Genomic DNA, 23,494 nt, shown 5'->3' with positions numbered 1-23,494 from the left:
CTGTGCAACAGTGCGGGCGCCGGACGTCATCCCTTCGAGATCCACCATGAAACTGCTGTTTGTTGCCGATCCGCTCGAGAAATTCAAGAGCGCGAAGGACACCACCTTTGCAATGATGCGCGAGGCTTCGCGCCGTGGCCATCGGTTGCTGGCCTGCCAGGCGCGCGATCTGCGCTGGCAACACGGCGGCGAGGTCTGCGCGCCGGTGCGGCGGATCGAGCTGACCGAGGCCGCCCGCGAGTCATCGGCCGGCGAGACGGTGGCCGACTGGTTCGTCGAGCCGGTTGCCGAGCGCGATGCAACACCGCTTGCACTGCGCGATGTCGATGCGGTGCTGATGCGCAGCGACCCGCCGTTCGACATCGAATATTTCTACGCGACGCATTTGCTCGGCCATGCCGAACGCAGCGGCGCGCGCGTCTTCAACAGCCCGCAGGCGCTGCGCGACCATCCGGAAAAGCTGGCGATCCTCGAATTTCCGCAGTGGACCGGCGAGACGCTGGTGACGCGTGACGCCGCCGAGATCCGCCGCTTCCATGCCGAACACCGCGACATCATCGTCAAGCCGCTCGACGGCATGGGTGGCGCCGGCATTTTTCGCGTCGGTCCGGACGGGCTGAACCTCGGCAGCATCATCGAGTCGCTGAACCGCGACGGCGCGCAAAGCGTGATGGTGCAAAGGTATCTGAAGGAAATCAGCGCCGGCGACAAGCGCATCCTGCTGATCGACGGCAAGCCGATCCCGCATGCGCTGGCGCGCATTCCGCAGGGCAGCGAAATCCGCGGCAACATGGCGGTCGGCGGCAAGGGCGTCGCCCAGCCGTTGTCGGCGCGCGACCGAGAGATTGCCGAGCAGATCGGGCCGGTGCTTGCCGAGCGCGGCCTGCTGCTGGTCGGCCTCGACGTGATCGGCGACTTTGTCACCGAGATCAATGTGACCAGCCCGACCGGTTTCCAGGAAATCAGCCAGCAGACCGGCTTCGATGTCGCGAAGGTGTTCATCGACGCGCTGGAGGCGGCAGCAGGGGGTTGATGACCGGGGCCGGGTCGGGCGTCGATGAAGCCGGATAATCTCCGGCCCAGTTCTCGAAACCTTCCATGGCCCTGTTATCGCTTTCCAATGCCCAGCTCGCCTTCGGCCATGTGCCGCTGCTCGACCACGCCGCCTTTTCGCTGGAGACCGGTGAGCGGCTCGGTCTGATCGGCCGCAATGGCGCCGGCAAGTCGTCGCTGCTGAAGGTGCTGGCCGGCCTCGAAAAACTCGACGACGGCCTGCTGCAGATGACGCAGGGGCTGCGCATCCGTTATGTGCCGCAGGAGCCGGTCTTCGACGCCGGCCATACCGTATTCGAGGTCGTCAGCGAGGGTGTCGCCGAGGCGAAGATGCTGCGCCAGCGATACGAGGAACACGCCGATGGCGTCGACCTCGATGCCTTGCAGACGCGCATCGAGGCGCTCGACGCATGGAACTGGGAGCAACGCGTCGAGACGACACTCGACCGGCTGCATCTCGACGGCAGCCGGCAGGTCGGCGAGCTGAGCGGTGGCATGAAAAAACGCGTCGCGCTGGCCCAGGCGCTGGTCGCGGTACCCGAAGTGCTGCTGCTCGATGAGCCAACCAACCACCTCGACCTCGATTCGATTGCCTGGCTGGAAGAACTGTTGCGCGGCTTTGCCGGCAGCGTCATGCTGATCACCCACGACCGCGCCTTCCTCGATGGTGTCGCGACGCGCATCGTCGAACTCGACCGCGGCCATTTGCGCAGTTATCCGGGCAATTTCAGCGCCTATGAGCGGCTGAAGGAGGAGCAACTCGCCTCCGAGGCGCTGGCCAATGCACGCGCCGACAAATTGCTGGCGCAGGAGGAGGTCTGGATCCGCAAGGGCGTCGAAGCGCGGCGCACGCGCAGCGTCGCCCGCATCGAACGGCTGCAGGTGCTGCGTGCGCAGCGCCAGGCGCGTCGCGATTCACTCGGCCAGGTCCGGCTGGAAGTCGATTCCGGCGTGCCCAGCGGCAAGATCGTTGCCGAACTGAAGGATGTCGTGATGAGCTTCGGTGACGGCGCGCAGCGCAAGACCGTCGTTGACGGCTTCAGCGCGACCATCCTGCGCGGCGACAAGGTCGGCCTGATCGGGCCGAACGGCGCCGGCAAGACGACGTTGCTGAAACTGATCCTCGGTGAATTGCAACCGACCAGCGGCACGGTGCGCCAGGGAACCCGGATCGAGGTCGCCTATTTCGACCAGATGCGGGCCAGCCTGAACCTCGATGCGACGCTCGCCGACACGATCAGCCCGGGCAGCGAATGGGTCGAGTTTGCGGGCCAGCGCAAACACGTGATGAGTTACCTCAACGATTTTCTGTTTTCGCCGGAGCGCGCCAATTCGCCGGTGCGCACGCTGAGCGGCGGCGAACGAAACCGGGTGCTGCTGGCGCGCCTGTTTGCACTGCCGGCCAATGTGCTGGTGCTCGACGAGCCGACCAACGATCTCGATATCGATACGCTGGAATTGCTCGAGGAACTGCTGCAGAACTACGCCGGCACGGTATTCCTGGTCAGCCACGACCGGCGATTTCTCGACAATGTCGTCACCAGCACGATCGCCTGGGAAGGTGATCCGGCTTACGGCGGGCGCCCAGGTTTGTGGCGCGAATATGAAGGCGGCTACGAAGACTGGGCGCTGCAACGACAGCGTGCGCTCACATTGCGCGAGCAGGCAACGCGCGCCGAGAAGGGCCGTGACAGCGTGGAGGCGAAGCCGGCCGCGAAGCCGCCGGCCGCTGCTGCAGAGCCGAAACGCGCCAAGCTCAGCTACAAGGAGCAGCGCGAGCTCGATGAACTGCCGGGCCGGATCGAATCACTCGAAGCCGAGCAGAAGGCGCTCGGCGAATTGCTTGCCGACCCGGAAATCTATGTCAAGGATGCGGCGCGGGTTGCGCAAGCGCAGCGGCGGTGTGCCGAGATCGATGATTTGCTGATGGCGGCGCTGGAGCGTTGGGAGGCTCTCGGCCAGCGGGCCTGAGGCAGACCCCCATCAGCGGCCAGCTTCGGGCCGGCCGTGACGCGGTGTCAGTGCGTGCGCCGGCGTGCCGGGGGGGCACCGCCGCCTTGCCGCTCGATGTGGCGGAAGGTGATGCGACCCTTGCTCAGGTCGTAGGGCGACATTTCGAGCGAAACCGCATCTCCGGCGAGAATCCGGATATGGTGTTTTTTCATGCGGCCGGACGTATAGGCAACCAATTGGTGGCCATTTTCCAGCGTGACGCGAAAACGGGAATCGGGCAGCACCTCGGTCACGGTGCCTTGCATTTCAATCAATTCTTCTTTGGCCAAACGGGGCTCCTGAACTAGGTGGAAACGTAAAAATCGAATCGACACCTTGCCTCTGATTATATCGGAGTGCCGCAAAAAGCGTCAGGTTCGGGCACTCCCCCCCACGTTTGAAGCCGTTTGGCCGGCCAGTTCACGCCGGGCGGCGACCAGGGCCTGCCAGAACCGCTGCTGCTGGGTGGTTGCGAAATTGATCCGCATCAGCGAGCCCGGCCGGGGTGTCGCAAAAAACAGGCTGCCCGGTGCGAGCAGCCAGCCGTCGTCGTGCATCCGCAACGCGAGCCGTTCGGTATCGCAGCCGACATCGAGCCAGCCGAACAGGCCGCGCGGCGGAGCGGCAAAGCGGCAGTTGTGAGCCTCGGCCAGCTGCACGCTGCGCGCCCGGGCGGCGTCGAGTTTCTGGCGGATCCGCTCGGCATGGCGGCGCAGCCGGCCCGACTCGAGGCACGAGGCCAGCGCCTGCTCGGTCAGCGCCGGCGAGCTCAGCGTGCTGAGCAGCTTGGTATCGACGAAGCGGTCGACCAGCGACTTCGGCGCGGCGATAAAACCGACTCGAAAGCTCGGCGCGAGGATTTTCGAGAAGCCGCCGACCAGGATCGTCCGCTCGAGCGCATCGAGTGCGGCGAGCCGGGGCAGATGCGGCGGCGCCAGGTGCGCATAACTGTCGTCTTCGAGAATGAACAGCGAATGTTGCTGCGCGAATTGCAGCAGCCGGTGGGCCTTTTGCAGCGAAATCGAGCCGCCGGTCGGGTTGTGCAGCACCGAAACCGTCACATAAAGCCGCGGCCGGTGCTCGGCCGGTTGCGCCTCGATCAGCTGGCCCATCACTTCGAGGTCCGGTCCGTCGTCGAGACGCGGCACCGCCAGCGGGCGCATGCCGAGTGCGCGGAGCCGGGCAAATTCGACCGACCAGCCGGGTTCGTCGACCAGCACCGTGTCGCCCGCACGCAGCAGGCTGCGCGTGACGACGTCGAGTGCGTGGGTCGCGCCGACGGTGGTGACCAGCTGCTCTGGCACAGTCGTCACGCCGCGCTCGCCAAGCAGCAGCGCGAGCGCGCGGCGCAGCCGCAGGTCACCGGCCGGCTCGCCATATTGCAGCGTCAGTTCGGCCAGACCGGTTGCGTTGCAGACCTTTTTCAGCGCCTGCGACAGCATCGGCAGATCGAGCCACTCGATCGGCAACGTGCCCAGCCCGGGCATCGGCTGCTGGCCCGGTGCCTGGAACATGCCGCGCATCAGCGTCGTTGCGCTGATCGGCAGCGGTCGACGCGGCAGCGGGCCGGCGGGAGCCTGCTCCGGCCGCGAACCGGCCGCCAGGTGGCCAGCGCTTTCGCGGACAAAAAAGCCGCGCTGCGGGAAGGCCTGTGCCAGCCCCTGCGCCTGCAGCTTGTCGTAGGCGGTGACCACCGTGCTCGGACTGACGCCGTGGTGCTGTGCGCAGGCGCGTATCGACGGCAGCCGGCTGCCCGGCGCGAGCAGGCCCTGGTCGATCTGCAAGGCAAGGCGGGCGGCGAGCTGGTCGCTGAGCGCTGCATTGGCAGTACGCGACAGCCACGGAGACGATGTTGCGCTGCTCATCGGAGGCGGTGTATCGGAAAAAGCGTCGGTACAGACTGCGGGTTGTGCCGGAAAAGTGTACTGCTTCTGTACTGATCGTTGCCATAAACTGCGGTGATGAAAAAGACGCCGTTCGCCGATGCGACCAGCGCCGCCGCGCAAGGCCAGGCGGTCGAGCGCGGGTTGTGGCTGGGTGTGCTCGGCGTGCTGATCTTTGCGATGACGCTGCCGATGACGCGGCTGGCGGTGGGTCCTGCCGACGCGCCGGCGCTGCCGCCGCTGTTCGTCACGGCCGGCCGTGCGGCGGTGGCCGGCCTGCTCAGCGCGGCCTGGCTGCTGCTGACCGGTGCGCCGCTGCTGCAGCGCCGCCACCTGCCGGCACTGGCGGTCTGTGCGGCCGGCACCGTGGTCGGATTTCCATTGTTTCTTGCACTGGCGCTGCGCGAAGTCGACGCCATGCATGCGGCCGTCGTCACCGGCGTGTTGCCGCTGGCCACCGCGCTGCTCGCTGCGGTCCACCTGCGGCAACGGCCCAGCATCGGGTTCTGGCTCAGCGCGACGGCAGGGTGCCTGATCGTGCTCGGCTTTGCCGCGCTGCAAGGCGGCGGGCAGCTGTCGTCGGCCGATGGGCTGCTGCTGCTGGCGATATTCAGCGCCGCCACCGGCTATGTCGCCGGTGCTCAGTTATCGACATCGGTTCGCGCTGAACAGGTGATCTGCTGGGTGCTGGTGCTGAGCCTGCCGTTGACTGCGCCGGTGATGCTCGCGAGCTGGCCCGAGCAGCCGGCGCCGCTTGCCGCCTGGGGCGGCTTTGCCTATGTCACGGTGTTCTCGATGTGGTTGGGGTTTTTTGCCTGGTACCGCGGCCTTGCGCTTGGCGGCACGGTGCGGGTCAGCCAGGTGCAGCTGCTGCAGCCGTTCGCTGCCTTGCTGTTTGCGGTGCCTGTGCTTGGCGAGCAGCTTGATCTGTTGACCGTCGTCAGCGCATTGGCGGTCATCGCGACGGTTTTTATCGGCCGGAAAATGGCCGTTGGTCAGCCGGCACCATCGCCGGCTGCCCGCATCACAACGACGAGGCGCCATCGATGACCGACTCCGATTCCAGCAACCCGATTCGTCTGGCGCGCCGGGCCGAGCGGATGAATGCGTCGGTGATCCGCGAGATCCTGAAGCTCGCCGAACGGCCCGACCTCATCTCGATGGCTGGCGGCCTGCCGTCGCCGCACAGTTTCCCGATCGATGCGGTGCGCGAGGCGACCGCGCAGGTCTTGCGCGATACGCCGCAGGCGGCGCTGCAATATGCGTCGAGCGAAGGCTTCGGCCCGTTGCGCGAATGGGTCGCCGCCGATCTCGGCCGGCAAGGCATGCGCATCGATCCGTCGCAGGTACTGATCACCACCGGCTCGCAACAGGGGCTGGACCTGCTCGGCAAGGTGCTGATCGATGCCGGCAGCCTTGTCGCGGTCGAGGCGCCGACCTACCTCGGCGCGCTGCAGGCCTTTGCGCCGGGCGAGCCGTGTTTTGCGAGCGTCGCCTGCGACGAGGGCGGACCGATCGCCGAGCGGCTCGGTGAAGCCGCCGGCGCCCGCTTCCTGTACCTGTTGCCCAATTTCCAGAATCCGGGCGGACGCTGTCTCGATGAGCCGCGGCGTGATGCGGTTGTTGCCGCCGCACGGCGCGCCGGGCTGCCGCTGATCGAGGACAACCCGTATGGCGAGCTGTGGTACGACGAGCCGCCGCCGGCTCCGCTGGCAGCCCGCTGGCCGCAGGGCACGATTTACCTCGGTTCGTTCTCGAAGGTGCTGGCGCCGGGACTGCGGGTCGGTTATCTGGTCGCGCCACCGGCGGTTTATCCGAAGCTGCTGCAGGCCAAGCAGGCTGCCGACCTGCACACGCCGAGCCTGAACCAGCGGATCGTCCACCAGGTGGTCCGCGACGGCCTGCTCGATCGTCACCTGCCGTCGGTTCGCGAGCGCTACCGCGCCGGTCGCGATGCGATGGGCGCTGCGCTGGCCCGGCACATGCCACCAGGCTGCCGCTGGCTGACGCCGCGCGGCGGCATGTTTTTCTGGATCGAGCTGCCGCCCGGCTGTGACGCATTGGCGCTGCTGCCAAGGGCTGTCGAGCGGGGCGTCGCCTATGTGCCGGGCGAGGCCTTTTTTGCCGACAAGCCGCAGAAAAACTGCCTGCGGCTGAGCTTCGTCACGGTTGATGCCGGACAGATCGAAGCCGGCGTTGCTGCGCTGGCCGGCGTCATCGATGAAGCGCTGGCCACCACCGGACGGCGGCTGCAGCGGGCCGCCGCCTGACGTTTGAAGGAGATTGCTGCGATGCCGAACCGCCGATTCCACCAGGTCGATGTCTTTTCCGACCGGCCGCTGTACGGCAATCCGCTCGCCGTCGTTGTCGATGGGGATGGCCTCGACGACGCGGCGATGGCCCGTCTGGCGCGCTGGACCAACCTGAGCGAAACCACCTTTCTGCTGCCGCCGACCGAAACCGGCGCCGACTACCGGCTGCGCATCTTCACACCCGGCGGCGAATTGCCGTTTGCCGGCCATCCGACGCTCGGCAGTTGCCACGTCTGGCTCGCCACCGGTGGCCGCCCGGCAGCCAACGAAATCGTCCAGCAGTGCGCGGTCGGGCTGGTCCGCATCCGGCGGCAAGGAGGCAGGCTGGCATTTGCCGCGCCGCCGTTGCGGCGCAGCGGCGACGTCGATCCAGAATTGCTGGCGCGCATCGCTCGCGGCTTGCGGATCGAGCGCGCAGCGATCGAGGCCTCACAGTGGATCGACAACGGACCGGGCTGGGTCGCGGTGATGATCGACGACCGCGAGCGACTGCTCGCGCTGCAGCCCGACTACAACGAGCTGGCGGGCATCAAGCTCGGTGTCGTTGCGCGCTGGCCGGACGGGCCGGCACAGTTCGAGGTGCGTGCCTTCATCGGTTTTACGCCAGGTTTCGAGGATCCGGTCACCGGCAGCCTGAACGCCGGTCTTGCGCAATGGCTGATCTCGTCGGGCCGGGCGCCGACGGCCTATGTCGCGAGCCAGGGCAGCGCACTGCAACGCGCCGGTCGTGTCCATATCGAGCAGGATGGCTCGACGATCTGGGTCGGCGGCGATGTGACGCCGGTCATCGACGGAAGCCTCGCGTTGTGAGCGCGCTGCCACCCGCAAGTTCGACCGGCCTGGTGGCCGCGATCGATCACCTGGTGATCGTCGCGCAGTCGCTCGAGCAAGGCGTGCAATGGTGCGGTGACACCCTTGGCGTGTCGCCCGGCCCCGGTGGCCGCCATACGCTGATGGCCACCCACAACCGCCTGCTGAAGATTGCCGGTCCGGGCTGGCCCGATGCCTACCTCGAAATCATTGCGGTCGATCCGGATGCGGACGGTCCACCAGCTGCCGGCCGTGCGCGCTGGTTCGGCATCGACGAGCCGGTGCTGCAACAGGCGGTCGAACGCGAACCGCGGCTGGTCCATTTCGTCGCGCAGAGTGGCGATCTGCCGCGGGCCGTCGCCGCGCTGGCTGCGCTCGGCGAGGACGTCGGTCAGCCGGTTGCTGCATCGCGACCGACGCCGGCCGGCGAGTTGCGCTGGCAGATCACCGTTCGTGATGACGGCTTGCCGCAGCACCGCGGCGCCTTGCCGGCGCTGATCGGCTGGCAGGGCCGGCACCCGGCCGCCGCGATGCCGGATGCCGAGGTGCGCCTGCTGGCGCTGCGCGTCCGCTCGGCACGACGGAAGGTGTTGAGCCGGGCGCTGCAGGCGATCGGACTCGACAGCGTCGAACTGCCGGCTGACCCGGCAGAGAAGCCACCACTCGAGGCGGTTCTGCAGACGCCACGCGGCATCGTCACGCTGCGCGGCGGATTTCCCCCCGCCGACGATCGCAGCGGCCGCTGACGCGCTGCGCGAAACTCAGCCGCGCAGCCGCCAGGCCCGGCCCAGCGCGCGCCAGGAATCTGCATCGGCGCTGTCTTCCGAGCTGGCGAGTGCGGCATAACGCCGAGCAACGACCCAGCCGATACCGAGCAGCAGGCCGGCAGCCGCACCGGCGGCGAGGAACAGGAGTCGCGACGGGAACGAGCGGTAGTCGGGCGGCACCGCCTTGTCGATCTGCTGCAGCAACTGACCCTCCTTCGCCTCGTCGAGCTTGGCGATCTCGAACTGGCGAATCATGCTTTCGAGCAGCGTTTCCTGCAGCTTCAGTTCGCGGCGGGCGCGGATGTAGTCGATTGCCGCCTCGGGCAGCCGTGCGACCTGCATGTCGAGCGGATTTGCCGAGTTGCCCTGCCCCTGTCTCGATTCGATGCGGGCCAGTTCGCTGCGCAAAGCGGCGAGTTCCGAATTCATCCGGATCACGTCCGGGTTGCGCTCGGTCGCGCCGGTCTTCAGCACCTTCAGCTGGACCTCGCGTTCGGCGATCTGCGCACGCAGCTGGGCTGCGCCTTCGATCAGCGCTTCGGCCTGCTTGTCCAGCACGATCACGCCGGAGCGTTCCTGCACCTTGCGCAGATCCTGTTCGGCGGCGATCAGCTTGTCCTTGGTCGCCTGCAACTGCTGCTCAAAGAAGATGCGCCGCTGCTGCGCTTCGCTGACCGCCAGACGATCGAGGATCTTCTTGATCTCTTCGACATGGGCATTGGCCAGATCGGCGGCAAAAGCCGGGTCGCGATCGGTCACCTGCAGCGTGATGACGCCGCTTTTCTTGTCGGCTTCGACGCTGATGTATTTGCCGACGCGTTTGCGCAGGTGCACGAAGCTGCGGTAGTCATAGCGCTGCTGCAGCTGGTAGCGTTCGTCGAGCGCACGCAGCAGCGTATCGCTGCGCAGCAGCGCGACATACAGCTCCTCGGGCGTCTTCGTCGCGAGGCCGCCGGCGAGCCCGCCGAGCACACCAAGCGATGCAAGCGCCGCCGCCGAACCGCTCGGCTGTTGCGCGCCAGGGGGCAGCAGCGTCGTATGAGCGGTAAAACTCGGAGGCCACAGAAACGCGAATGCGGCGGCGATTGCGATCGCGATCGCCGTCAGCAGCGCGATCAGCCCCTTGCCTTCGCCGAGCCAGGTCAGCACCTCGACTGCGCTGACCTGCGGGCCGTCGTTCTCGTCGTCGTAATCGGTGGCCGGATTCGCTTCGTTCATCGTCGTCGTCACCGGCGCCATCATTTCAGGGTCTGGATCGCCGCAGCGCCGAGACCGAACTGCGCGAAGATCTGCGAGAAGTCCTTCAGGTTGCGGACGAAGGCGCGTCCCCAGGTCTCGAAATCGAGCTGGTTCGGCACAAAGACCGCATCGCCGGGGTACAGCGGTTGCGTCTTCAGGCCGCCGTATCCGAACAGCCCGCGCGAGTCGTTGGCATGGCTGACGGTGCCGTCGGCGCGCAGGATGAACATTGCCGACGGCTCGGCCGCTTCATCGAGGCCGGCCAGCTTGACATAGTCACCGGCGGTTCGGCCCGGCTTCCACAGGAAGGCGTTGTTGTTGACCACAGCACCGGCGACGGTGACGAAGCCGGGCCTGGCCGGCACGACGATGCGATCGGCATGTTCGAGCGGCAGGTCGGGCAGCGCGTCGATGGTCTTGGCCTCGGCGGTCAGTTCGAGCGCGATGCGGCCGTTCGGCTGCACCTGGGCGAGTCGCGCCAGCTGGGCCTGCGTCGCCGCGGCGCTGACGTTGCCGATCGTCGGATCGTCGCGGCGGTTCGCGGTATCGCGGGCCGCCTGCGTCGCCGTCAGCGCCTGCAGCCGGGCCATCGCCTGCTTCAGGTTCTCGTTCTGGCGCAGTCTCGTCTCCTCGCGGCTGAATTCGAGACCGTACAGGTAGGACTGCGGCGTCAAGCCGCCGGCACGGCGCAGCAGCTGCTTCAGCGTCTCGCCTGGGTTCAACTGGTAGACGCCGGGCGCGCCGACCTCGCCTTCGACCGACACCAGCCGGGTCTGCCGGCCGACCGGAACCCGGATGTCCTTCTGGCTGTAGATCGTCACGACATCGCCCGGCAACAGTTCGATGTTGTTTTCCGGATCGCCCTGCAGCACCGCCTTGCCGAGGTTGAACGAGATGACCTTCGTCGTCAGGTCGGACTTGTCGAGCCGCTCGACCACCGCATAGTCCCAGTTCAGTTCCTCGAACAATGCAGCCGGCGATTTTCTGGCCCGCTCGGTGATCTCGAGGTCGGTTTCGCGCTCGGTATTGCGCGCGCGTGGCAGGTCGCGGCCACCTGCAGAAGTGTCTGAACGGTTGCGATCGGCACCAACGGCGCGATCGCCGCGCCGCTCGTTGCTGCGCTCGCGGTCACGACCGCGCCCGCGTTCGTCGCGGAAATCGGCTTCCGGATACGGATCCTCGAGCACCTGCACCAGCATGTTCTTGCGGCGGTAGAAATCCGGCGTGATCAGCGCATCGCGGTCGGGGATCAGGTCGCGAATCCGCATGCCCGGTGTGTGCGGGTAACGCAGCGGCTGTGCAACGTGGCCCTGCAGCGTCACCGCATTGGCAAATTGCGGCGAGATCGCGAGCAGCGTCAGGATGTCGCCATCGCGCAACTGCTTGCGCATGCCGGCGACATCGAGCTGGAAGGCCTCGACGAAGCGTGCCGCCTTGCCTGAACTCGGATCGATGCGCTCGAGTTGGGCGCGGTTCGGATTCGCCAGCACCGATGCCCCGCCGGCGTAGCGCAACACATTGGCCACCGGTTCGGTCTGGTCGCGCAATTCGTAGATCGCAGGCGAATCGGTCGCGCCGGCAAGGGCAACCTGCGGCCCGGCATTGTGGAAGACGATCACGTCGCCTGCGGCGAGTTGCAGGTCGCGGGTCTTGTTGCCGGTGACCAGGAAGTCGTAGATGTCGAGTTCGGAAACGATCTTGCCGTCGCGGCGCAGGCTCAACCTGCGCATCGAACCATTCGGGGCCGGTCCGCCGGCCGCAACCGCGGCCGACAGCAGGGTCGCCTGGCTCGGCAAGGTGTAGACGCCGGGGCGCGTCGCCGGACCGACGACGAAGACCTTGACGGCGCGCAACTGGCCGAGCGATACGCTGAGGCTGAAATTGGTATACAGCCGGCTCAACTGCGCCCGCAGGTGCGCCTCCAGGTCGGAGGCCTTGACGCCGGCGACATTGAAGCTGCCGACCCGCGGCAGGTTCAGCTGGCCGTTGCGATCGACCTTGCTGCGGTAGTCGACATCGAGCGAACCCCAGGCGCGCAGCACGATCTCGTCGCCCGGGCTGACGATGTAGTCGGCAGACACCGGAACGTTGTCCGCCGGTATTTCGGCTTCGGCACTGTCGGCAAAGAAGCGATGGCCGAACGGCTGCAGCAAACGTCCGGTCGCCAGTTCGACAAATTTCTGGAATTCGCTCGGCCGCGGCGGTGGCGGCGGCAAGGCCCGGGACCGATCCGGCTCGAGCCGATCGTCGAAAGGCCGGCCGTCGGCGTCGCGCGCGCCACGTTCGTCAACAGGGCGGCGGCCGCGTTCGGCATCGCCGGCGCGCTCGCGGGACTGCTCGGCATTCGGCGCCGTCCGTGGGGTCTGCGCGCGGCTCGGCTGCGACGGCACATAACCCGGCGCATTGAAGAAACCGGGATTGGTCTGCGCCGATACACCGCCGTGCATCGCTGCGCTGCCCAGCAACAGCAGACAGGCCAGTACTCTTCGGACAGCAGACATCGGGACGTACATGTAGGAATAGCGCGAAAGAATCGGTCGCCGGACAGCGCTCGACATCACCGGCAGCGGCGACGGCATGGACAGGCCCGGCGCGACGCGCGGGCATCACCCGCACCATCGGCGCGCATCACGGGCGGCGCAATGGTACCGGAACCAGCGGACCGGCTGCGCCGCTGGGTGAGGGATTACTCCTCTCGGTAGCTGTCGTGGCAGTTCTTGCAGGACTTGGCCGCATCGCCGAAGGCGGCCTTCAGCGTGTCGGGATTGCCGGCCTTCGCGACCGACGCCAGCTTTGCCGTTTCTTCCTGCATCTTTTTCGCGGCGGCGCGAAATTTGTCGTTCTCGGCCCAGAGCGCAGCCTTCGCGCGCGTGTCGAAGCCTTTTTCGGTGCCGGCATCGAAGGCGTCGAACGGCAAGGTTGCCAACGCGGCGACGATCGCGGCATTTTCCGAAGCCGCCTTCGCGTCGTAGGGCGCCCGGTTGTTGACCATCGCGCCGATTCGCCCGAAATGGTTGCCCATCACCGTGAATGCGGCCTTGCGATATTTGATGGCGTCCTCCGCCTTCCTGAATTGCGCTGAAGCGGGCAGCGCGACGGCGCCGAACAGCAAGGCACAGAGCATGGTCTTCATTTGAGGTTCTCCAGGACAAAGGGTCGGCGAATAGGGCTTCCCGATCGCCGAGCGGCCGGGACCGCGCAAACCGTTGCGGGGGTGCGCCGCACCAAGTGTAGGTCAGGCGGAGTGTTCGCAGAGTCGGCCGGCGCCGGATCGCTGCTGCACAAGCTGCGGTATCGTCGATGCCCATGGCAGCAAGCACTGGCGCGTCGACGGCAGCACAAGCAGGCAAGACCGAGAGGCCGGTCCGGATCTGGGATCTGCCGACGCGGCTGTTTCACTGGACGCTTGTCGTCTGCGTGACCGGCTCGGTGGTCAGTGCAAAGCTCGGCGGCAATGCGATGGTCTGGCATTTCCGCTTCGGCTATGCCATCTTCGCGCTGCTGGCGTTCCGGCTGGCCTGGGGGTTGGTCGGCGGACACTGGTCACGTTTCGCCAGCTTCTTCGTCACCCCGGCGCGCTTGTTGGCCTATCTGCGCGGCGGTGGTGGTGACGGGGCAGGGGCAGACGTGGGCGTCGGTCATAACCCGCTTGGCGCGTTGTCGGTGTTCGCGATGCTGGCCCTGCTGGCGGTGCAGGTCGGCAGCGGCCTGTTTGCCGACGACGAAATCGCCAACAGCGGACCGCTGGTCGCGCTGGTCAGCGGCGCCACCAGTTCCAGCCTGACGAGTTGGCACAAGAGCTGGGGCCAGTGGCTGATCCTCGGGCTGATCGGACTGCACATCACCGCCGTTCTGGTCTATCTTTGGCGGATGCGGCAGAACCTGATCAGGCCGATGATCACCGGCGACAAGATTCTTTCCGAGCCGGTCCGGGCATCGGCCGATGGCTGGCGCCAGCGCCTGCTGGCGCTGTTGCTGATCGGGCTCGGCGCCGGCCTGGTGGCGGCTGTGGTGCAACTCGGTTCGACAGGCTTCGGTGGCTGATTCGCCCGACCCCGAGCCGGATCAAGCCCGGCGACCCGACATCGAACTGGTGCAGCCGGCGGGCGCCGAAATGCTCGACGAGACCGCGCGCATCTTCCGCGAATATGCGGCGAGCCTCGACATCGACCTGTGTTTCCAGGATTTCGCGGTCGAACTCGCGGCGCTGCCTGGTGAATATGCGCCGCCGCGCGGACATTTGCTGCTGGCGGTCGTCGAAGGCGTGGTTGCCGGCTGCGGTGCGCTGCGTCCGCTGCCAGATTCCGACTATGCCAATGCCTGCGAAATGAAGCGGCTCTATGTCCGGCCGGCATTTCGCGGCTTCGGCATCGGCCGACTGCTGGTGCAGGCATTGCTCGACGAGGCGACCCGCGCCGGTTACTCGTCGGTGCTGCTCGATACGCTCGACGAGATGGAAGCGGCTCGCGGGCTTTATGCGTCGTTCGGGTTCGAAGAGATCCCGCCCTACTATTTCAACCCGATCGCGGGTGCCCACTACCTGAAGGCCGACCTTGACTGAAACCATCACTCCCGCTGTTCCGTCCGCCGAAGCCGTTGCCGGGCGCTTCGAACTCCATGCCGGTGCATTGCGGCTGGCGTTGCGCGCCGACCTCGGCGCCTGTGTCGCCGGCCTGTGGCATCGTGGCACGCCGGTTTTGCGGTCGGCGGATCCGGCCGCCCTCGATGCGGTGTCGGAGGCTGCCTGCTTTCCGCTGCTCCCTTATGCGCATCGGCTCGGCCAGCGCCGCTTTCGTTTCAAGGGCCGCGATCACACGACCGCGCCGAATGCCGACGCCGCGGACCATTCGCTGCACGGTGTGGGCTGGCAGCGCCGCTGGACACTCGAATCGCATACCGCGCAGGATGCGGTGATGCGGCTGGTCCACCAGCCCGATGCCGACTGGCCTTATGCCTTCGAGGCGATCGAGCACCTGAACCTGACGCCGAATGCCCTCGGCATCCAGCTGCTGCTGACCAATACCGACACGCGAGCGCAACCGGTCGGGCTCGGCTGCTGGATCAATTTCCCGAAACGGGCGCGCAGCCGGCTGCACATCGACGTCGGCCAGCGCTGGGAGAACGACGTCAACGGGCTGCCGATCCGCCGGCTCAGCCAGCCGGGGCTCGACGGCGATGTGTCGCACCTCGATTTCGATCATGCCTTCGAAGGCTGGAGCGGTCCGGCGCGGGTTCGCGACGAGCGGTTTTCGCTGCAGCTGCGCTGCGCGACACCTTATCTGGTGCTGCACAGCCATCCGGATCAGCAGGACTTCGCAATCGCGCCGGCCAGCCATTTGCCGAATGCGATCCACATGGCCGATCCGGCCGCGCACGGCATGCGCACGCTCGAACCCGGCGAAAGCTGCGAGCTTGCGCTGCAGCTCGAGGTTGCGGTGTTGTGAGTGCAGACCCAGCAGTCCGTCAGGTCTGCCCCACCCGATGCCTGCTCGGCGAGTCGCCGCTGTGGCATCCGGATCAACAGTGCCTCTATTGGTGCGACATCCCGGGCCATCGGCTGCACCGCTTCAATCCGGCCACGGGTATCGAGTCGCATTGGGATTTCGATACCGATGTCGCGGCCTGCGCGCCGCTGCGCGACGGTTCGATGCTGCTGGCGATGCGCGACGGCCTGTGGCGTGTTGATCTCGCCAGCGGCAACCGCGAACGCCTGGCGCCGCCGCCATACGATCCGGCCGTCGAGCGCTTCAACGACGCCAAATGTGATCCGGCTGGCCGCTTCTGGGTCGGCACGATCTACGAGCCGCGCGACCCGCCGCTGGCTGCGCTGTATTGCCTGTCGGGGCAGCAGCTCGACCGGCGCGCCGACGGCATCACCGTGTCGAATGGCCTGGCGTGGAGCCCGGACGGCGCGACGATGTACTGGAGTGATACCAAGGCGCACCGTATTGATGCCTTCGATTTCGGCGTTGCCGACGGCAGCCTGTCGCGGCGCCGCGTCTTCGCCAGCTTTGCGCCGCGCGATGCCGGGTCGCCGCAGGCCTATGGTGGCCGGCCCGACGGCGCGGCAGTCGACAGCGAAGGCTGCTACTGGGTGGCGATGTTCGAGGGTGCTCGCATCGTGCGGCTGTCGCCGGCGGGCGACGTGATCCGCGAGATCCGGTTGCCGGTCCAATGCCCGACGATGGTCTGTTTCGGCGACGCCGACCTGCGCACGCTGTACATCACGACCGCCAGTCACAAACGGCCCGAGGCCGAACTCGCTGCCCAGCCGTGGGCCGGCTCGGTGCTGGCCATGCGCGTCGATGTACCGGGTTTGCCGGCTTGCTTTTTTTCCGGCTGAAGCAACCGGCCGACAAGGCTGCTGGTCTGAGACGGTGGGGCGCTGCCCGGCGGCAGTGCAAAAATCCGACATCCCCCTTTTGGGGCGGGGCGGGTTTCCACGTATAATCCCGAGGCTTTGCTGAGCATGCCTGCTTCACCCGCCGGCAATAGACGTGCAACATTCGCCGATCCGGCGTTGTCTTGCGCGGCTTGCGGGTTGTGGCCGGTTTCGATTCCGATGTCCTTCGAAGATGAGGCAGATGATCGCGCTTTCAAGCGCCTGAGTGCGCAGGAGGCGAATCGGCTTCGTGGCGAGCTCACGATGGTGTCGCCCTGGAGGGTGGTGCTGGTCCAGTTCGTCGCCGGTGTGTTGTGCGTCGTGCTGGCATGGATCTGGTCGGGCCAGTCGTCGGTTGTGTGGTCGGCGCTTTACGGAGCGTTGGCAACGGTCTTGCCGAGTGCCTTGATGGCGCGTGGCATGACGAGGCGGGTTTCGTCGGCTGTTTCGGCAGCTGCCGGATTCATGTTCTGGGAAATGTTGAAGATCGGCGTGGCGATCGCGATGTTGGTGATTGCCGCGCGGGTGGTGCCTGATCTGAGTTGGCCGGCGTTGCTGCTGACGATGGTTGTGTGCATCAAGGTGAACTGGTTCGCGCTGCTGTGGCGCGGGCGTTGAAGAATCAAGAATTCAGGATCAAGAATGGCAGCCGAAGGCCACGCTCCAACTGCAGGTGAATATGTCATCCACCACCTGCAGCACCTGCAGAACCAGAAACAGCAAGCGGTGGTCGATTTTTCGGTCATCAACATCGACTCGGTGTTTTTCTCGGTCGTGCTGGGCGTCCTCACCTGTTTCGTGCTCTGGCTTGCCGCACGCAAGGCCACTTCCGGCGTGCCGGGGCGGTTCCAGGCTGCGGTCGAGGTCCTCGTCGAAATGGTCGACAGCCAGGCCAAGGGCATCATCCACAACGCCAACAGCCGCAAGGTCGTCGCGCCGCTCGCGCTGACGGTGTTCATCTGGATCTTCCTGCTCAATGCGATGGACCTGATCCCGGTCGACCTGCTGCCGGTGATCGCCGACAAGGCGTTCGGCATTTCCTATCTTCGCGTCGTGCCGACCGCTGACCTGTCGATCACGATGGCGATGTCGATCGGCGTGCTGCTGGTCAGCCTGTTCTACAACGTCAAGATCAAGGGTGCGGGTGGCTGGGTGCACGAGCTGTTCACCGCGCCGTTCGGCAACAAGTGGTTCCTGTATCCGGTCAACTTCGCGATGCAGCTGATCGAGTTCGTCGCGAAGACCGTCTCGCACGGCATGCGACTGTTCGGCAACCTGTATGCCGGCGAGCTGATCTTCATGCTGATCGCGATGATGGGTGGCGCGTTTGCACTGACCGCAACCGGCATCGGCCTGTACATCGGCCACATCATTGCCGGCTCGGCCTGGGCAATCTTCCACATCCTGATCATCACGTTGCAGGCCTTCATCTTCATGATGCTGACCCTCGTCTACGTCGGACAGGCGCACGATTCGCACTGATCCGAGTTGTAGCCGGCCGTGACCGCGGCCGGTTGTTCCACCCCGAGTTTTCCCTTTCAGTTTTTCATACCAACCCCCAAGAAGGAGTCATCATGGAAGTCATCAGCTTTGTCGCGCTCGCCGCAGGCATCATCATCGGTCTGGGTGCCGTCGGCGCGTGTATCGGCATCGGCATCATGGGCAGCAAGTACCTCGAGTCGGCCGCCCGCCAGCCCGAACTGATGAACGAACTGCAAACCAAGATGTTCCTGCTGGCCGGTCTGATCGACGCGGCGTTCATCATCGGCACCGGTATCGCGCTGTGGTTCGCTACTGCCAACCCGTTCCTGGCGCAGATCGCCAACCTGCCGAAATAAGCGCCTTGCTAGGCGCCGCTTTCGACGCGGTACACCTGCCGCTTTCCAAACTCTTGTTGCAGAGGCAATAACGTGAGCATCAACGCTACGCTGATCGCCCAGTTGATCGTGTTCCTGATCCTTGTCTGGTTCACGATGAAATTCGTGTGGCCACCGATCACCAAGGCACTCGACGAACGCGCGACCAAGGTCGCAGAAGGCTTGTCGGCTGCCGACCGGGCCAAGGCCGAGTTGAGTGCTGCCAACGAGCGCGTCGAAGCCCAGCTGTCGGCCGCCCGGACCGATGCTGCGCAGCGGCTGGCCGACGCCGAGCGTCTTGCGCACAGCATGATCGAGGAAGCCAAGTCGCGTGCCAGCGAGGAGGCGGCAAAAATCGTCGCCGCCGCAAAGGCCGAGGCCGAGCAGGAGTCGATCAAGGCCCGCGAATCGCTGCGTGACGAGGTTGCCCAGCTCGCGATCAAGGGTGCAGAGCAGATCCTGCGCCGCGAAGTCAACGCCGGCGTGCATGCCGAGCTGTTGGGTCGCCTGAAGACCGAGCTCTGAGCGATGGCCGAGATCGCAACCATTGCCCGTCCCTACGCCGAGGCCTATTTCAAGGTCGTCGGTGAAGGTGATCTGAACCAGGCTGCAGACGAGCTGAAGGCGGTTGCTGCGGTTGCTGCCGACCCGCAGGTGCTGCAGCTGGCCGACAGCCCGAACAGTACCGTCGAGCAGATCCAGGAACTGATCGTCTCGGTGGTCAAGCGTCCGCTGTCCTACAGCACGACCAACCTGCTGAAGGCGATGATCGACAACGGCAGGCTGTCGGCCTTGCCGGAGGTTGCCGAGCAGTTCCAGGCGCTGGCCAATCAGCGCTCGGGCGTGTCGGATGCGGTCGTCTACAGCGCGTTCGAGATGGACGACTCACAGCTTGGCGAGGTGCTCTCGGCACTCGAGCGCAGCTTCGGCCGCAAGCTGCGGGGGCGCGTCGAGATCGAGCCGGAATTGATCGGCGGCATCCGCGTCGTGGTCGGTGACGAGGTGCTGGATACCTCGATCAAGGCGCGATTGCAGCAAATGAAAATGGCGCTGACGGCCTGAGGGTCGCGACGCTTCCCAGATACCGGCATTCGACCCTCGCGCCAGCAGAACCGCAACAGGCTCCCGGCAGCCATCGCGATGCGGCGCAGCGCAAAGACAGGAGATAGACCATGCAATTGAATCCCGCAGAAATTTCCGAGCTGATCAAGAGCCGCATCGAAGGCCTCGGCGCCTCGTCGGACATCCGCAACCAGGGCACCGTCGTTTCGGTGACCGACGGCATCTGCCGCGTGCACGGCCTGTCCGACGCGATGCAGGGCGAGATGCTCGAATTCCCGGCTGCACCGGACGGCTCGCCGACCTTCGGCCTGGCGCTGAACCTCGAGCGCGACTCGGTCGGCGCGGTGATCTTGGGTGAATACGAGCACATCTCCGAAGGCAATACCGTCAAGTGCACCGGCCGCATCCTCGAGGTGCCGATCGGTCCCGAGCTGAAGGGCCGGGTCGTCAACGCACTGGGCCAGCCGATCGACGGCAAGGGCCCGATCAATGCGAAGCTGACCGCGCCGATCGAGAAGATCGCACCGGGCGTGATTGCGCGTAAATCGGTCGACCAGCCGATGCAGACCGGCCTGAAGTCGATCGACTCGATGGTGCCTATCGGCCGCGGCCAGCGCGAACTGATCATCGGCGACCGCCAGACCGGCAAGACCGCGGTCGCGATCGACACGATCATCAACCAGAAGGGTCAGAACATGACCTGCATCTACGTCGCGATCGGTCAGAAGGCGTCGTCGATCAAGAACGTGGTGCGCGCGCTCGAGGCCAACGGCGCAATGGAGTTCACGATCGTCGTTGCCGCTTCGGCTGCCGAATCGGCCGCGATGCAGTATGTGTCGGCCTACTCGGGCTGCACGATGGGCGAATATTTCCGCGACCGCGGCGAAGACGCGCTGATCATCTATGACGACCTGTCGAAGCAGGCCGTCGCCTATCGCCAGGTGTCGCTGCTGCTGCGCCGCCCGCCGGGCCGCGAAGCCTATCCGGGCGACGTGTTCTATCTGCACTCGCGTCTGCTCGAGCGTGCCGCGCGCGTGAACGCCGACTATGTCGAAGCCTTCACCAACGGTGAAGTGAAGGGCAAGACCGGTTCGCTGACCGCACTGCCGATCATCGAGACGCAGGCCGGCGACGTGTCGGCATTCGTTCCGACCAACGTGATCTCGATCACCGACGGCCAGATCTTCCTCGAGACCTCGCTGTTCAACGCCGGTATCCGCCCCGCGATCAACGCCGGTATCTCGGTGTCGCGGGTCGGTTCGTCGGCGCAGACCAAGGTCATCAAGGGCCTGTCCGGCGGTATCCGTACCGACCTCGCGCAGTACCGTGAACTGGCCGCGTTCGCGCAGTTCGCCTCCGACCTCGACGAAGCGACCCGCAAGCAGCTCGACCGTGGCGCGCGCGTCACCGAGCTGCTGAAGCAGGCCCAGTATTCGCCGCTGCCGATCTCGCTGATGGCCGCGTCGCTGTTCTCGGTCAACAAGGGCTTCATGGACGACGTCGACGTCAAGAAGGTGCTGGCGTTCGAAGCCGGGCTGCACACCTTCCTGAAGACCAGCCATGCCGCGCTGCTGCAGAAGATCGAGGACAGCAAGCAGCTCGACAAGGATGCCGAGGCCGAAATGTCTTCCGCCGTCGCTGCGTTCAAGAAGTCATTCGCCTGAACATGGTCCTCCTCCGTAGCGCCTCCGGCGCTCCCTTCCAGGGGGGCGCCTCCAGCGGACCGGCAAAGCCGGCTCCGCGGTGGCCGCTTGATAATTCATTGGGAGTCCTCTGATGGCTGCAGGCAAGGAAATACGCGGCAAGATCAAATCGGTGGAGAACACCAAGAAGATCACGAAGGCGATGGAGATGGTCGCCGCGTCGAAGATGCGCAAGGCGCAGGAGCGGATGCGCGCGGCCCGGCCGTATGCGGAAAAGGTTCGCAGCCTGGCTGCCAACCTGGCGCAGGCCACGCCGGAATACAAGCATCCGTTCATGGTGCACAACGAGTCGGCCAAAACCGCCGGCTTCATCATCGTGACCACCGACAAGGGTCTGTGCGGCGGCCTCAATACCAACCTGCTGCGCGCGACCACCGCCAAGCTGCGTGAGGTCGAGGCGGCTGGCGACAAGGTCGAGGCGGTCGCGATCGGCAACAAGGGCTTCGGCTTCCTGAACCGGATCGGCGCGAAGGTCGTCTCGCATGCCACCCACCTCGGCGACAGGCCGCATCTCGATGCGCTGATCGGCCCGGTCAAGGTGCTGTTCGACGCCTACGCGGAAGGCCGGCTGAATGCCGTCTACCTCTGCTACACGCGTTTCATCAATACGATGAAGCAGGAGCCGGTGATCCAGCAGCTGCTGCCGTTGTCGGCCGAAAGCATGGTTGCCGACAGCAAACATGGCTGGGACTATCTGTACGAGCCGGACGCACCGTCGGTGATCAATGAACTGCTGATGCGCTACAGCGAGGCGCTGGTCTTCCAGGCCGTCGCCGAGAACATGGCTTCCGAACAGTCGGCGCGGATGGTCGCGATGAAGTCGGCGACCGACAACGCCGGCAACGTGATCGGCGAGCTGAAGCTCATCTACAACAAGACCCGGCAGGCCGCGATCACGAAGGAACTCTCCGAAATCGTCGCCGGCGCCGCCGCCGTCTGATCGGGCATTGCCCGACACGTCAAGAATCTGATTAAAGGTCAAAGGAAACACAATGGCTGAAGTTGCAAGCTCAGGCAAGATCGTCCAGTGCATCGGTGCGGTGGTCGACGTCGAATTCCCGCGCGAATCGATGCCGCGGGTCTATGACGCGCTGAAGATGGAAGGCGGCGAGCTGACGCTCGAGGTGCAGCAGCAGCTCGGCGACGGCGTGGTCCGCACGATTGCCCTTGGCTCGTCCGACGGCCTGCGCCGCGGACTGGTCGTGCAGAACACCGGAAAGCCGATCTCGGTGCCGGTCGGCCGCGCGACGCTCGGCCGCATCATGGACGTGCTCGGCCGTCCGATCGACGAGCGCGGCCCGGTCAGCCAGGATCTGACCGCCTCGATCCACCGCAAGCCGCCGGCCTATGACGAGCTGAGCCCGTCGCAGGACCTGCTCGAGACCGGCATCAAGGTGATCGACCTGGTCTGCCCGTTTGCCAAGGGCGGCAAGGTCGGCCTGTTCGGCGGCGCCGGCGTCGGCAAGACCGTCAACATGATGGAGCTGATCAACAACATCGCGAAGGCGCACAGCGGCCTGTCGGTGTTCGCCGGCGTCGGTGAGCGCACCCGCGAGGGCAACGACTTCTATCACGAGATGTCGGACTCCGGCGTCGTGAACCTCGAGAAGCTCGAGGACTCGAAGGTCGCGATGGTCTACGGCCAGATGAACGAGCCGCCGGGCAACCGCCTGCGCGTTGCGCTGACCGGCCTGACGATCGCCGAATCGTTCCGCGACGAAGGCAAGGACGTGCTGTTCTTCGTCGACAACATCTACCGCTACACGCTGGCCGGAACCGAAGTCTCGGCGCTGCTGGGACGGATGCCGTCGGCGGTGGGTTACCAGCCGACGCTGGCCGAGGAAATGGGCCGCTTGCAAGAGCGGATCACGTCGACCAAGGTCGGCTCGATCACGTCGATCCAGGCCGTCTACGTTCCGGCCGACGACCTGACCGACCCGTCCCCGGCAACCACCTTTGCCCACCTCGACTCGACCGTCGTGTTGTCGCGTGACATCGCCTCGCTGGGCATCTACCCCGCGGTCGACCCGCTCGACTCGACCTCGCGCCAGCTGGATCCGAACGTCGTCGGCGAGGAGCACTACCAGACCGCCCGTGCGGTGCAGGGCACGCTGCAGCGCTACAAGGAACTGCGCGACATCATCGCGATTCTCGGCATGGACGAACTGGCGCCGGAAGACAAGCTGGCGGTGGCCCGCGCGCGGAAGATCCAGCGTTTCCTGTCGCAGCCGTTCCACGTTGCCGAGGTCTTCACCGGCTCGCCGGGCAAGTATGTGCCGCTGAAGGAAACCATCCGCGGCTTCAAGATGATCGTCAGCGGCGAGTGCGACCACCTGCCCGAGCAGGCCTTCTACATGGTCGGCACCATCGACGAGGCCTTCGAGAAGGCCAAGAAGATCAACTGAAGCGCCAGCGCGCGCTGAACAGGACAACAG

23 protein-coding genes are annotated in these 23,494 nt (G+C 65.8%); 18 read left to right on the top strand and 5 right to left on the bottom strand.

The window, feature by feature from the left end; all coding sequences use genetic code 11:
* The first annotated feature begins 46 nt into the window (after positions 1 to 46).
* Positions 47 to 1,033, top strand: a complete 987-nt coding sequence (gene gshB, locus ACNH6H_RS10830) for a glutathione synthase (RefSeq protein WP_418317566.1) — start codon at positions 47 to 49, stop codon at positions 1,031 to 1,033.
* 65 nt (positions 1,034 to 1,098) lie between these two features.
* On the top strand, positions 1,099 to 3,024 hold the full coding sequence (locus tag ACNH6H_RS10825; protein WP_418317565.1) for an ATP-binding cassette domain-containing protein: 1,926 nt from the start codon (positions 1,099 to 1,101) through the stop codon (positions 3,022 to 3,024).
* A gap of 47 nt (positions 3,025 to 3,071) precedes the next feature.
* Here the strand turns inward: ACNH6H_RS10825 and infA are convergent, their stop codons facing one another.
* Both infA and ACNH6H_RS10815 read right to left on the bottom strand, forming a co-directional pair.
* Positions 3,072 to 3,335 (bottom strand): translation initiation factor IF-1, encoded by a 264-nt coding sequence (gene infA / locus ACNH6H_RS10820; protein ID WP_418317564.1) that lies wholly within the window; start codon positions 3,333 to 3,335, stop codon positions 3,072 to 3,074.
* Between the two features lie 81 nt (positions 3,336 to 3,416).
* Positions 3,417 to 4,910 (bottom strand): PLP-dependent aminotransferase family protein, encoded by a 1,494-nt coding sequence (locus ACNH6H_RS10815; protein ID WP_418317562.1) that lies wholly within the window; start codon positions 4,908 to 4,910, stop codon positions 3,417 to 3,419.
* A 96-nt stretch (positions 4,911 to 5,006) separates the two neighbouring features.
* Here ACNH6H_RS10815 and ACNH6H_RS10810 point away from each other — a divergent pair, with 96 nt between their 5' ends.
* The 4 genes from ACNH6H_RS10810 to ACNH6H_RS10795 are packed head-to-tail and all read left to right on the top strand — an operon-like array spanning position 5,007 to position 8,796.
* Positions 5,007 to 5,978 (top strand): DMT family transporter, encoded by a 972-nt coding sequence (locus tag ACNH6H_RS10810; protein ID WP_418317561.1) that lies wholly within the window; start codon positions 5,007 to 5,009, stop codon positions 5,976 to 5,978.
* Positions 5,975 to 7,198, top strand: a complete 1,224-nt coding sequence (locus ACNH6H_RS10805; RefSeq protein WP_418317560.1) for a PLP-dependent aminotransferase family protein — start codon at positions 5,975 to 5,977, stop codon at positions 7,196 to 7,198. The genes ACNH6H_RS10810 and ACNH6H_RS10805 overlap by 4 nt, the downstream gene beginning before the upstream one ends.
* Before the next feature lie 21 nt (positions 7,199 to 7,219).
* Complete coding sequence (locus ACNH6H_RS10800; protein WP_418317559.1) at positions 7,220 to 8,050, top strand: PhzF family phenazine biosynthesis protein; 831 nt, start codon at positions 7,220 to 7,222, stop codon at positions 8,048 to 8,050.
* Between the two features lie 32 nt (positions 8,051 to 8,082).
* The gene (locus tag ACNH6H_RS10795) at positions 8,083 to 8,796 is read left to right on the top strand and encodes a VOC family protein (RefSeq protein WP_418317557.1); all 714 of its coding nucleotides are present in this window, start codon (positions 8,083 to 8,085) and stop codon (positions 8,794 to 8,796) included.
* Between the two features lie 15 nt (positions 8,797 to 8,811).
* Here ACNH6H_RS10795 and ACNH6H_RS10790 read toward each other — a convergent pair whose 3' ends face one another.
* The 3 genes from ACNH6H_RS10790 to ACNH6H_RS10780 form a co-directional block, all read right to left on the bottom strand.
* Positions 8,812 to 10,059: a Wzz/FepE/Etk N-terminal domain-containing protein gene (locus tag ACNH6H_RS10790; RefSeq protein WP_418317556.1), complete on the bottom strand. Its 1,248-nt coding sequence runs from the start codon at positions 10,057 to 10,059 to the stop codon at positions 8,812 to 8,814.
* Positions 10,056 to 12,557, bottom strand: coding sequence for an SLBB domain-containing protein (locus tag ACNH6H_RS10785; RefSeq protein ID WP_418317554.1), 2,502 nt, complete (start codon positions 12,555 to 12,557; stop codon positions 10,056 to 10,058). Before ACNH6H_RS10785 ends, ACNH6H_RS10790 begins: the two co-directional genes overlap by 4 nt.
* Positions 12,558 to 12,742: 185 nt before the next feature.
* Complete coding sequence (locus tag ACNH6H_RS10780) at positions 12,743 to 13,189, bottom strand: c-type cytochrome (protein WP_418317552.1); 447 nt, start codon at positions 13,187 to 13,189, stop codon at positions 12,743 to 12,745.
* A gap of 173 nt (positions 13,190 to 13,362) precedes the next feature.
* On the opposite strand from ACNH6H_RS10780, the gene ACNH6H_RS10775 reads away from it, so the two are divergent.
* The 12 genes from ACNH6H_RS10775 (at position 13,363) to atpD (ending at position 23,464) form a co-directional block, all read left to right on the top strand.
* Positions 13,363 to 14,100, top strand: a complete 738-nt coding sequence (locus tag ACNH6H_RS10775) for a cytochrome b/b6 domain-containing protein (protein ID WP_418317551.1) — start codon at positions 13,363 to 13,365, stop codon at positions 14,098 to 14,100.
* 70 nt (positions 14,101 to 14,170) lie between these two features.
* Positions 14,171 to 14,617 carry a GNAT family N-acetyltransferase gene (locus ACNH6H_RS10770; protein ID WP_418321282.1) on the top strand — a complete coding sequence of 149 codons (447 nt, stop codon included), beginning with the start codon at positions 14,171 to 14,173 and terminating at the stop codon, positions 14,615 to 14,617.
* Positions 14,610 to 15,500 (top strand): aldose 1-epimerase, encoded by an 891-nt coding sequence (locus ACNH6H_RS10765; RefSeq protein WP_418317549.1) that lies wholly within the window; start codon positions 14,610 to 14,612, stop codon positions 15,498 to 15,500. The genes ACNH6H_RS10770 and ACNH6H_RS10765 overlap by 8 nt, the downstream gene beginning before the upstream one ends.
* Entirely contained in the window at positions 15,497 to 16,399 is a 903-nt protein-coding gene (locus ACNH6H_RS10760; protein WP_418317547.1) for an SMP-30/gluconolactonase/LRE family protein, read from the top strand. Before ACNH6H_RS10765 ends, ACNH6H_RS10760 begins: the two co-directional genes overlap by 4 nt.
* A gap of 126 nt (positions 16,400 to 16,525) precedes the next feature.
* Positions 16,526 to 17,056, top strand: a complete 531-nt coding sequence (locus ACNH6H_RS10755; protein WP_418317545.1) for an ATP synthase subunit I — start codon at positions 16,526 to 16,528, stop codon at positions 17,054 to 17,056.
* A gap of 24 nt (positions 17,057 to 17,080) precedes the next feature.
* Positions 17,081 to 17,920, top strand: coding sequence for a F0F1 ATP synthase subunit A (atpB, locus tag ACNH6H_RS10750; protein ID WP_418317544.1), 840 nt, complete (start codon positions 17,081 to 17,083; stop codon positions 17,918 to 17,920).
* A gap of 92 nt (positions 17,921 to 18,012) precedes the next feature.
* On the top strand, positions 18,013 to 18,276 hold the full coding sequence (atpE, locus tag ACNH6H_RS10745) for a F0F1 ATP synthase subunit C (protein ID WP_418317543.1): 264 nt from the start codon (positions 18,013 to 18,015) through the stop codon (positions 18,274 to 18,276).
* A gap of 72 nt (positions 18,277 to 18,348) precedes the next feature.
* Entirely contained in the window at positions 18,349 to 18,819 is a 471-nt protein-coding gene (locus tag ACNH6H_RS10740) for a F0F1 ATP synthase subunit B (RefSeq protein WP_418317542.1), read from the top strand.
* Positions 18,820 to 18,822: 3 nt separating this feature from the next.
* Positions 18,823 to 19,356, top strand: coding sequence for a F0F1 ATP synthase subunit delta (locus ACNH6H_RS10735; RefSeq protein ID WP_418317540.1), 534 nt, complete (start codon positions 18,823 to 18,825; stop codon positions 19,354 to 19,356).
* Positions 19,357 to 19,466: 110 nt separating this feature from the next.
* The gene (gene atpA / locus ACNH6H_RS10730; RefSeq protein ID WP_418317538.1) at positions 19,467 to 21,020 is read left to right on the top strand and encodes a F0F1 ATP synthase subunit alpha; all 1,554 of its coding nucleotides are present in this window, start codon (positions 19,467 to 19,469) and stop codon (positions 21,018 to 21,020) included.
* Positions 21,021 to 21,132: 112 nt separating this feature from the next.
* Positions 21,133 to 21,999 (top strand): F0F1 ATP synthase subunit gamma, encoded by an 867-nt coding sequence (gene atpG, locus ACNH6H_RS10725; protein WP_418317537.1) that lies wholly within the window; start codon positions 21,133 to 21,135, stop codon positions 21,997 to 21,999.
* 52 nt (positions 22,000 to 22,051) lie between these two features.
* The gene (gene atpD, locus ACNH6H_RS10720) at positions 22,052 to 23,464 is read left to right on the top strand and encodes a F0F1 ATP synthase subunit beta (protein WP_418317535.1); all 1,413 of its coding nucleotides are present in this window, start codon (positions 22,052 to 22,054) and stop codon (positions 23,462 to 23,464) included.
* Positions 23,465 to 23,494 lie beyond the last annotated feature (30 nt).

Source organism: Pseudideonella sakaiensis, assembly GCF_048320135.1.
Taxonomy (GTDB): domain Bacteria; phylum Pseudomonadota; class Gammaproteobacteria; order Burkholderiales; family Burkholderiaceae_C; genus Ideonella_A; species Ideonella_A sakaiensis_A.
Note: the sequence above shows the minus strand (reverse complement) of the source record. Positions and strands in the feature narration are given on the sequence as shown.